Origin of the sequence: Achromobacter veterisilvae (assembly GCF_900496975.1) — a bacterium.
Taxonomy (GTDB): Bacteria; Pseudomonadota; Gammaproteobacteria; order Burkholderiales; family Burkholderiaceae_B; genus Achromobacter; species Achromobacter veterisilvae.
The window spans coordinates 1-7,871 of record NZ_UFQC01000081.1 but is presented as its reverse complement, the minus strand read 5'-3'; the positions used below and the strand labels follow the sequence as shown (position 1 = coordinate 7,871).

Sequence of the window (7,871 nt, the reverse complement as noted above, 5' to 3'; positions counted from 1 at the left end):
AGGAGAGGACTCGAACCTCCACACCTTGCGGCACATGGACCTGAACCATGCGCGTCTACCAATTCCGCCACCTGGGCACTGAGAGATACTGTCAGAATGATGTGCTACGCTGCGGCTCTGGTTGCATCGGTTTAGTTAAAACACATTAACTAAATAATATGCGTTAAAAGCGCAGTTGGTTTTACAATCGGGTTTCAAGATCCTGGGTTTTAACATCCAGGTCCTGGGTTTATCATCCAGCTTGCAACCCTCTGACCATTTTCTGCTTCAGTGTTCAGCCTTGGGCGAACCACAGAAGCTGCGCATTATATACGGAAATTTTAGCTTTGGCAAAACGATCGAATAACGAATCGAATAACAACAGATCAACACCCTTGCCCGAAGCGCCGCCGGACTTCGACCCTGATGTACCGTCTCGTGAAGCCATCCTGAAAGCGCTGCGTGCCGCGGGCTCGCCGCTGTCCCCGGTGGAGCTGGCCGAGCGCATGGGCGTCGAGCGCGCCGCAACGATGGTGGGATTCGAACGCCGGCTGGGCGCCATGGAGCGCGACGGGCAATTGATGCCCAACCGCAAGGGCGTGTTGCTGCTGGCCACCAAATTGGATTTCATTCCCGGCAAGGTGCTGGGGCACCGCGACGGCTTCGGCTTCCTGCTGCGCGACGACGGCGGGCCCGACCTGTTCCTGTCGCCGCGCGAAATGCTCAAGGTGCTGCACGGCGACCGCGTGCTGGTCAAGCCGACGGGCGAATACCGCGGCAAGCCGGAAGGCACCATCGTCGAGGTCATCGAACGCCGCACCAACAAACTGGTGGGGCGCTTCCTGCATGAGCACGGGCTGTCCATCGTCGTCCCCGAAGACCAGCGCATCAAGCACGACATCCTGATTCCTCCCAGCGATACCAACGGCGCCCAGCACGGGCAGGTGGTCGCGGTGGAAATCATGGAGCAGCCGACGCGCCACACGCAGCCGCTGGGCCGCGTGGCCGAGGTGCTGGGCGAAATCGACGACCCCGGCATGGAAATCGAGATCGCGGTGCGCAAGTTCGACGTGCCCGTCGAATTCTCGGAAGCCGCCCGCAAGCAGGCCGCGCGCCTGCCGGACGTGGTCAGGAAGGCCGACCTCAAGGACCGCATCGACCTGCGCGACGTGCCGCTCATCACCATCGACGGCGAGGACGCGCGCGACTTCGACGACGCCGTGTATTGCGAACCGGTCGAACTGGGCACGGGCCAGCGCAAGCGCCCCGGCTGGCGCCTGCTGGTGGCCATCGCGGACGTGAGCCACTACGTGCGCCCGGGCGACGCGCTGGACGACGACGCGATCGAGCGCGGCACCAGCGTTTACTTCCCGCGCCGGGTCATTCCGATGCTGCCCGAATCGCTGTCCAACGGCCTGTGTTCGCTGAACCCGGACGTCGACCGCCTGGTGCTGGTCTGCGACATGGTCATCCCCGCCAGCGGCGCGAAGGCCGGCACGGTCACGGCCTACCAGTTCTACAACGCCGTCATGCACTCGCATGCGCGCACCACCTATACGAATATCTGGGCCGCCCTGCAACAGCCCGGCGGCCCGGCCGCGCACGCCATGCGCAGCGTCATGCCGCAGGTCCAGCACCTGTATGAACTCTTCCAACTGCTCTCGCAGGGGCGCAAGAAGCGCGGCGCCATCGACTTCGACACCGTCGAGACCAAGATCGTCTGCAACGAACTCGGCCGCATCGAGCAGATCGTGCCGTCCGTGCGCAACGACGCCCACAAGCTGATCGAAGAGTGCATGCTGGCCGCCAACACCTGCGCGGCCGACTTCACGACCCGCAGCAAGCACCCCGGCCTGTACCGCATCCACGAGGGGCCCACGCCGGAACGCCTGCAGTCGCTGCGCGAATTCCTGCGCACGATGGGCCTGTCGCTGGGCGGCGGCGACATGCCCACGGCCAAGGACTACGGGGAATTCCTGGAGTCCGTGCGCGGACGCCCCGACTACCAGTTGTTGCAGACCATGTGCCTGCGCTCCATGCAGCAGGCCGTCTACAGCCCCGACAACATGGGCCACTTCGGCCTGGCGTATCCGGGCTATAGCCACTTTACGTCGCCGATCCGCCGCTATCCCGACCTGCTGACGCACCGGGTGATCAAGGCCCTGCTGGCCGGGCAGCGCTATGTGCCCAGCCTGGACGACCAGCCGGTGGTCATCGGCCGCACGCAGCGCGAGCACGAGCACGCCATCTGGGAAAAGATGGGCCTGGTGCTGTCGGCCAGCGAGCGCCGCGCCGACGAGGCCTCGCGCGACGTCGAGGCCTGGCTCAAGTGCTGGTTCGTCAAGGAGCGCGTGGGCGAGGACTTCAGCGGCACCGTCACGGGCGTGGCCAGCTTCGGCATCTTCGTCACGCTGGACACCCTGCACGTCGAGGGGCTGGTGCACGTGTCGGAACTGGGCGGCGAGTACTTCCAGTTCAACGATGCCCTGCACGAGCTGCGAGGCGAACGCACCGGCATGCGCTACCGCCTGACCGACAAGGTGCAGGTGCAGGTGTCGCGCGTGGACCTGGAGGCGCGCCGCATCGAGTTCCGCCTGGTGCAGGGCACCAGCTTCGACGCGCTGCGCAAGGCGGCGGCCCGCGGGTCGGACGAGCCGGCGCGCCGCGTAAAGAAGGCGGCCGCTCCCAAGCCGGCCGCCCTTAAAGGCCAGACCGCGAAGGAGCGGCGAGCCGAAGCCAAGAAGGCCAGCAAGCCGCCCAAGGCCCCCAGGGCATCGAAGCGCGCCGCGCCCGCCAAGAAGGCGGTGCACAAGCGCCACTGATCCGCCTTATGGCCAAGCCGTCGTTTGGCGGCGAGGCCATACGGAGTAACATTGCATCCATGGCCGGCTTGGTCCGGCGGCCCGCCCCGCTCTGGGGCGGGTATTCGTTTATCTAAAGGTATTTGCATTTATGGCGTCGACCCAAGTCCTGGCCGGGTTTCACGCGGTTGTCGCGCGGCTGCGCCACGCCCCCGAATCGATCAGGGAAATCTATGTAGAGGCGTCGCGCCGCGACAAGCGCATGCAGACGTTCATCGAACAGGCCGAGAAAGCCGGCCGCCGCCTGCATCCGGTGCCGATGGAACGCCTTGACGGCCTGTCCCGCGGCACCCGCCACCAGGGCGTGGTGGCGCTGGCCGACGAGCGCCAACTGGCGGTGGACGTGGACGAGGTGCTCGACGTGATCGAGGGCCCGCCGCTCCTGCTGATCCTCGACGGCGTGACCGATCCGCACAACCTCGGGGCCTGCCTGCGCACGGCGGATGCCGCCGGCGTGCACGCGGTCATCGCGCCGCGCGACCGGGCCGTCGGCCTGAACGCCACCGTGCAGCGCGTGGCTTGCGGCGCGGCCGACACGGTCCCCTACCTGATGGTGACCAACCTGGCGCGCACGATGCGCGGCCTGAAAGACCGCGGCGTATGGCTGGTGGGCACCGACGACCAGGCAACCGACAGCATGCACCAGATCGATGCGCGCCAGCCGATGGCCTGGGTCATGGGCGCCGAAGGCGAGGGCATGCGCCGCCTGACCCGCGAAACCTGCGACCAACTGGTGAACATCCCGATGCTGGGTTCGGTCGAAAGCCTGAACGTCAGCGTGGCCAGCGCCGTCTGCCTGTATGAAACCGTGCGCCAGCGCCGGTCCTGATTTGTCCGCACCGCCAGTCCAGTAGATCACCTTCCTATCGCGTCACCCCATCATGCACGAGAACGGCTTTACCACCACGATCCTCCATTCCGACCGCAAGCAATCCGTCGAGCACGGAGCGGTGCACAAGCCGATGCATCCGTCGTCGGAGTTCGCGTACGACGACGCGCGCGAACTCGCCGCGGTGTTCCAGGGCAAGGCGGGCTTCACCTACGCGCGCCAGGGCACGCCCACCACCACCGCGCTCGAAGCCAAGATCAGCCAGATGGAAGCCGGCAAGGGCACGGTCACCTTCGCGACCGGCATGGCCGCGCTGGCCGCCATCTTCACCACGCTGCTGCGCCGCGGCGATCATCTGGTTTCCAGCCAGTTCGTGTTCGGCAACACCAACAGCCTCTTCGGCACGCTGCAGGAGCTGGGCGTCGAGATCACCTTCGTGGACGCGACCGACTCGTCGCAGGTGCGCGCCGCGATCCAGCCCAACACGCGCATGGTCTTCACCGAGACCATCGCCAATCCGGGCACGCAGGTCGCCGACCTGGCCGTGATCGGCGAGATCTGCCGCGAAAAGGGGCTGGTCTACGTCGTGGACAACACGCTGACCTCGCCCTGGATGTTCCGTCCCGCGTCGGTGGGCGCGTCGCTGGTGATGAATTCGCTGTCCAAGTACATCGGCGGCCACGGCAATGCGCTGGGCGGCTCGGTGACGGACACCGGCCTGTACGACTGGTCGGGCTATTCGAACATCTACGAGGCCTACCGCAAGGGGCCGGCCACCGGCTGGGGCCTGACGCAGATCAAGAAGAAGGGCCTGCGCGACATGGGCGGCACGCTGGCGGCCGAACCGGCGCACCGCATCGCGGTGGGCGCCGAGACGCTGGCCCTGCGCATGGCCAAGCACTGCGCCAACGCGCTGGCGCTGGCGCGCTTCCTGGAAGAGCACCCCGGCGTGGCCCGGGTGCATTACCCCGGCTTGGCCGGCCATCCGCAGCATGCGCGCGCCGCGGCCCTGTTCGGCTCGCGTTTCGGCGGCCTGCTGGGCGTGGAGCTGGCCGACGGCGTGGACTGCTTCGACTTCCTGAACCGCCTGCGCGTGGTCCTCATGGCGACCCATCTGGGCGACACCCGCAGCCTGGCGCTGCCCGCCGCCCACACCATCTATTACGAGATGGGCGCCGAACGCCGCAAGCAGATGGGGATCGCGGACAGCCTCATCCGCGTGTCGGTGGGCATCGAGGACGAGGCCGATCTGCTGTTTGATTTCGATCAGGCGCTCAACGGCTGCCTGAAGGGATAATGCGGCATGCGCGGGCCTCGCGGCTGCGCGCGCCCGAGAATGCAACGGGGTAGGGCCCATGCTCATACAGATAGCAGAAGTTTTCACGCCTGAAGAGGCCGCGGACATCCGGCTCCGGCTGGATGCCGCCGATTGGGTGGACGGCAAGGTGACGGCCGGCTACCAGTCCGCCGAGGTGAAGCGCAACCGCCAGTTGCCCGAACAGCATCCCCTGGCGCAGGAACTGGGCAACCTGATCCTGCAGCGCCTGGCGGGCAACAACCTGTTCATGTCGGCGGCCCTGCCGCGCAAGATCTTTCCGCCGTTGTTCAACCGCTACGAAGGCGGAGAGGCTTTCGGCTACCACGTGGACAACGCCGTGCGCGGCATCGCCGGCACTGCCGAGCGCGTGCGCACGGACCTGTCCGCCACGCTGTTCTTCTCCGAGCCCGATTCCTACGACGGCGGCGAACTCGTCATCGACGACACCTACGGTCCGCGCGCGGTCAAGCTGCCGGCGGGGCACATGGTGCTGTATCCCGGCACCAGCCTGCACAAGGTCAATCCGGTGACGCGCGGCGCCAGGGTGTCGTCCTTCTTCTGGATGCAGAGCCTGGTGCGCGAGGACAGCCAGCGCGCCCTGCTCCTGGACATGGACGTGGCCATACAGCGCCTGAACCAGGACGCCGCGGGGCACCCCTCCATCGTGCAGCTAACCGGGATTTACCATAATCTGCTGCGCCGGTGGGCCGACGTTTGATGCAATATCGATGCGCCGTGGCGCCGGGCCGCGCAAACCTCGAATTGCGCGTTTCTGTTTATTGCGAAAATGGCTAAAAGCTAGTATTGGCGCGGGTTATGGTGAGGTTTTCGCTTGACAGCCGCGCTACGCCAAGGCCTAATACACGTCTGCGTCGCTGACGGTTCGAAGGCTTTTGCCCTTGGATCCTAAGCGGCGCAGCAGTTTAAAAGTTGTGCTTTGCAGCGCAAGAAAAAGTTTATCCACTGTCTGTTCGTCGTTTGTCGGGTCTTGCGTCTTCCGTGGCGTCCAATCATGACGGCCATGGACTGCAGCTCCGGCAGACTCCACACCTTGTGAGGGGTACACCTGCATGAACAAAACCGAACTCATCGATCACATCGCCAGCAAGGCCGACATCTCCAAGGCTGCTGCGGGCCGTTCGCTCGACGCCCTGATCGGTGCCGTCAAGACCACCCTGAAGAAGGGCGGTACGGTTACGCTGGTTGGCTTTGGTACGTTTGCCGTGTCGGCCCGCGCCGCTCGCACCGGCCGCAACCCGCGCACGGGCGAAACCATCAAGATCAAGAAGGCCAAAGTGCCGAAGTTCCGTCCGGGCAAGGCCCTGAAGGACGCCGTCAACTAAAGGGCGGCAGGCAGGTCGCGGGGCGTGCCGCCCGGCGATTTGCCGACAAGTGCGCGGTCCGGTATACTCCGGCCCGCGTATTGCTTTTGAGTGCCCCCGGTTGGCAGTTGCTTGTACGGATTTTCGCGAATTTCGTCTTGAGGCTGCATCAGAATGGGTGCTTAGCTCAGTTGGTAGAGCGGCGCCCTTACAAGGCGTAGGTCACAGGTTCGACCCCTGTAGCACCCACCAAAAGCACCATGCAGCATCATGCTCCGGCACCGCATTCCGCAGAAAACCCGCACACCTCAACGTGGCGGGTTTTTTTGTTCTTGGGCCGCCCCGGGCAAAAAAACGGCCTCTTGGGGGGCAGCCTGGCCCGAAGGCGCGCGGCGCGGGGGCGGCAAGTCCGACGGCGGCGGCACGGGAGTATTTTCCTGGTTTGCGCGTCCCTTTTTTCCTGGGGTTCGTCGCGTCTGGTTTGACTTCGATCAGCGGTGTTACGCCGCCTCGGGCGAAATAGGACGTGCGAATCATTCGCATTTAAGATATTATTATTGGCTTGTACCGGCCAGCCGGCGCCGCCTTTGCGTGCGCGTCTTTCTTCTTCTGGCCGGATAAGTCAATGCACCCTGGCTGATTCATGCCTAGTCTTCAACGCGGTTGGAATTCTTCTTCGCGGTCTTCATTCGGTATACGCGCAGGCGCTGGCCTCGCGGTCCTCGCCCTTCATGCAGCGGTGATCGGCGCCATCTTCATGGCGCCCGAGAACCGTCCCGAACTGGAAGAGCCCGAGGCAATCATGGTGAGCGTGGTGGACGCGCCCATCCCCCAGATCGCCAAGGCCGAACCCACACCGGAAGTACCGCAGCCGGTCACGGAACCGCCGCCCGAACCGCAACCCGAGATCGAGCCCGAGCCTGAGCCGGAACCCGAACTCAAGCCCGAGCCGGAGCCCGAACCCGAACCCGAGCCGGTGGTTGAAAAACCGCCCATGCCGGCGCCCAAGCCTCCTCCGCCCAAACCCAAGCCGAAACCCAAGCCCCAGCCCAAGCAAGAGGTCAAGCCCGAACTCAAGCCGGAAACGCCGCCCCAGCAGACGCCGCCCAGCGGCGCGCCGGAAGGCACCCAGGCGCCCCAGGGGCCGCAGCAAGGGCCGCCGCCCGATCAGCCGGTGCTGGTTTCCAGCATCGAATTCCAGGGCGCGCGTCCGATGCCGAATTACCCTATGGCTTCGCGCCGCATGCGTGAAGAGGGCCGGGTGGTGGTGCTAGTGGAGATCAATACCCAGGGGCTGGTCGAGCGCGCAACCATCGATGCGTCCTCGGGCTTCCCGCGCCTGGATGAATCGGCGCTGGCGGCCGCCCGCAAGGGCCGTTTCAAGCCTTATACCCGTAATGGCGTGGCCTATCCCGCCAAAGCCAAAATTCCGTTCGATTTCGTCATGAGGAACTGAGATGTCCAACGCACTGCATAGCGCCACCCTGGTGGCGCAGGCGACTACCAGCCCGGCAGCGCCGGCTGCCGCCGCCGCCGCGCCCGCCGCCGCCGCCGCGCCCGCG

The 7,871-nt window shown here is 65.4% G+C and carries 6 protein-coding genes and 1 tRNA gene; all 7 read left to right on the top strand.

Annotation, left to right across the window (positions count from 1 at the left end; genetic code table 11):
- Window positions 1–326 precede the first annotated feature (326 nt).
- The 7 genes from rnr to AVE30378_RS32205 all read left to right on the top strand — a co-directional run bounded on the left by rnr (window position 327) and on the right by AVE30378_RS32205 (window position 7,765).
- A complete protein-coding gene (gene rnr, locus AVE30378_RS32235) occupies window positions 327–2,801 on the top strand; it encodes a ribonuclease R (protein WP_129247237.1) in 2,475 nt (824 codons plus the stop codon).
- A gap of 130 nt (window positions 2,802–2,931) precedes the next feature.
- Entirely contained in the window at window positions 2,932–3,669 is a 738-nt protein-coding gene (gene rlmB, locus AVE30378_RS32230; RefSeq protein ID WP_129247235.1) for a 23S rRNA (guanosine(2251)-2'-O)-methyltransferase RlmB, read from the top strand.
- 52 nt (window positions 3,670–3,721) lie between these two features.
- Window positions 3,722–4,966: a cystathionine gamma-synthase family protein gene (locus AVE30378_RS32225; protein ID WP_129247233.1), complete on the top strand. Its 1,245-nt coding sequence runs from the start codon at window positions 3,722–3,724 to the stop codon at window positions 4,964–4,966.
- A gap of 58 nt (window positions 4,967–5,024) precedes the next feature.
- Entirely contained in the window at window positions 5,025–5,705 is a 681-nt protein-coding gene (locus AVE30378_RS32220) for a Fe2+-dependent dioxygenase (RefSeq protein ID WP_129247231.1), read from the top strand.
- Window positions 5,706–6,057: 352 nt separating this feature from the next.
- Window positions 6,058–6,330, top strand: a complete 273-nt coding sequence (locus tag AVE30378_RS32215) for an HU family DNA-binding protein (RefSeq protein ID WP_003812968.1) — start codon at window positions 6,058–6,060, stop codon at window positions 6,328–6,330.
- Between the two features lie 155 nt (window positions 6,331–6,485).
- A tRNA-Val gene (locus AVE30378_RS32210) sits at window positions 6,486–6,561 on the top strand.
- 391 nt (window positions 6,562–6,952) lie between these two features.
- The gene (locus tag AVE30378_RS32205) at window positions 6,953–7,765 is read left to right on the top strand and encodes an energy transducer TonB (RefSeq protein WP_129247229.1); all 813 of its coding nucleotides are present in this window, start codon (window positions 6,953–6,955) and stop codon (window positions 7,763–7,765) included.
- The last annotated feature ends 106 nt before the right edge of the window (window positions 7,766–7,871 follow it).